The sequence below is a fragment of the uncultured Corynebacterium sp. genome (assembly GCF_902782855.1).
GTDB lineage: Bacteria > Actinomycetota > Actinomycetes > Mycobacteriales > Mycobacteriaceae > Corynebacterium.
Genome location: NZ_CACZOO010000280.1, coordinates 1 through 2,329, shown reverse-complemented (window position 1 = coordinate 2,329; position 2,329 = coordinate 1). Strand labels below are relative to the sequence as shown.

Annotated in this window: 3 protein-coding genes; all 3 read left to right on the top strand. The window is 68.3% G+C overall.

Annotated features, from left to right (window positions below; all coding sequences use genetic code 11):
- Positions 1-307 precede the first annotated feature (307 nt).
- Positions 308-934 carry a histidine phosphatase family protein gene (locus QZV72_RS11495; protein WP_297008613.1) on the top strand — a complete coding sequence of 209 codons (627 nt, stop codon included), beginning with the start codon at positions 308-310 and terminating at the stop codon, positions 932-934.
- Between the two features lies 1 nt (position 935).
- On the top strand, positions 936-1,553 hold the full coding sequence (locus tag QZV72_RS11490) for a TlpA disulfide reductase family protein (RefSeq protein WP_297008611.1): 618 nt from the start codon (positions 936-938) through the stop codon (positions 1,551-1,553).
- A partial coding sequence (locus QZV72_RS11485; RefSeq protein WP_297008609.1) for a cytochrome c biogenesis CcdA family protein occupies positions 1,546-2,329 on the top strand: 784 nt, incomplete at its 3' end. The genes QZV72_RS11490 and QZV72_RS11485, both read left to right, overlap by 8 nt.

Here is a 2,329-nt window from a genome sequence, read left to right as displayed (position 1 = left end):
CGAGGGGTGACAGTGTCGGCGGGGGACAGCGGAGGGCACCGGTTCACTTCCGGTGCGCCCCTCACACGAGAGGACGGTGTCACCTGCCTGCCGTGTGAGGGTGCACCCCAGGTGAACGGGTTGAGCGCGAGATGAGGGTGAACGGGGTAAGCGCGAGATGAGCGTGAACGGGGTAAGCGAGAGATGAGTGCCGTACCGCCGGATCTCAAATGAGAAACCGTCGGACGGTCGACCGCTACGTGCCGGGGTCCGGGGACGCCGTCGCACACTTATGACCTCAGCACCACGCCAGGTACGCTGAAAACCCATGAGCACGATCGTCCACCTCGTCCGTCACGGCGAGGTCCACAATCCGGACCGCATCCTCTACGGGCGTCTCCCCGGCTGGCACCTCAGTGTCCGTGGCCGGCAGATGGCCGCCGCCGTCGCCGCCGACCTCGGGGACCACGACATCACCTACGTCGCCGCGTCCCCGCTCCAGCGTGCGCAGGAGACGGTCGCCCCGATCCTGGACGCCGTCAACGGTAACCGGAGCGGTGCGCAGCTCGACCTTGTCACTGACGATGACCTGCTTGAGGCGGGAAACCGGCTCGAGGGGCTGCACATCAAAGGCATCCGTTCCGCCCTGTGGAACCCGAAGCGCTGGCCGATGCTGACCAATCCGAGCGTCCCGAGCTGGGGTGAGCCCTACCCGCGGATCCTCGACCGGATGTGGGCCGCCGTGGACCGTGCCCGACGCGCCGCCGAGGGCCACGAGGCCGTGTGCGTCTCCCACCAGCTGCCGGTGGTCTGCGTCCAGCGCGACGTCCAGGGCCTGCCGCTGCAGCACAACCCGGCCAGCCGTCGCTGCAACCTCGCCTCCGTCTCCTCCCTCGTCTTCGACGGTGACGAGCTCACCGACTTCATCTACTCCGAACCCGCGCAGGAGATCTGAGATGCTGAACGTGTCGGGGACCGCCCGGGCCGTAGCGGCGTCCTCCCTGGTGGTGGGTGTCCTGTTCGGTGCCGCAGCCTGCGGTGAGGACTCCACCGCCGGGAAGGACGCCGTCGCCATCGGCGGGGAGTTCAAGTTCGTCTCACCCGGCGGCCAGACGGTGATCACCTACGATGAGGGCGACCGCCGGGAGATCGGCGATCTGGAGGGTGATTCCCTCATGGAACCGGGTACTACCGTCGGCCTCAGGGATTTCGAGGGCGAGGTCGTCGTCCTCAACGCCTGGGGGCAGTGGTGCGGGCCGTGCCGCTCGGAATCCGATGACCTGCAGACCGTGCAGGAACGGCTGGAGAAGGACGGCCGGGGAACGGTTCTCGGCATCAACGTCCGCGACACGGCACGTGCCAAGGCCCAGGACTTCCATGAGGACAGCGGCATGACCTATCCCTCGATCTACGACCCGCCGTTCAAGTCGGCCCTCGCCCTCGGCGGGATCCCGGCGTCCGTCATCCCGACGACGATCGTCCTGGACAAGAAGCACCGTCCGGCGAAGGTCTTCCTGCAGGAGATCACGACCGAGGAACTCTGGGACGCCGTGGAGCCGCTGCTCAATGAGTGACCTGGGAAGCACCTTCGCGGATGCCGTGACGACCGGCCCGCTACTGCTCGGCCTGTTGGCCGCCGCCGCTGCCGGACTGGTCTCCTTCGCGTCCCCGTGCGTGATTCCCCTGGTCCCCGGCTACGTCTCCTACCTCGCCGGCGTCGTCGGTGCGGAGGCCGAGTACACCGCCGACGGTACCGTGGTGACGACGCGGCGGGGACGCGCCGGTGGCGCCGCCCTGCTCTTCGTCGCCGGGTTCACCGTCGTCTTCTGCCTCGCCACCGCGACGGTCTTCGGCGCGATCCGCGCGATCCAGGTCAACCAGGACCTGCTCATGCGTATCGGCGGGGTGGTGACCATTCTCATGGGTGTGATCTTCATGGGTTTCATCCGCCCGCTGCAGACCGATACGCGGATGACCCCCCGCCGGTGGTCGACGCTTGCCGGCGCGCCGCTGCTCGGTGCCGTCTTCGCCCTCGGGTGGACGCCGTGTCTGGGCCCCACGCTCTCCGCCATCATCTCGGTGTCGGCCGGTACCGAGGGCATGACCGCCGCCCGCGGCGTGCTGCTGATCCTCGCGTACTGTCTCGGTCTCGGCGTCCCGTTCATCCTCGTCGCGCTCGGTTCGTCGAAGGCGCTGCGCGGGGTCGGTTGGCTGCGCCGGCATTCCCGTACCCTCCAGATGGTCGGCGGGGCACTGCTGGTCGTCGTCGGCATCCTGCTGGTCACCGGCCAGTGGGCGGTCTTCGTCGACTGGATCAGACAGTGGCTCGTCAACGACACGACCCTGCCGG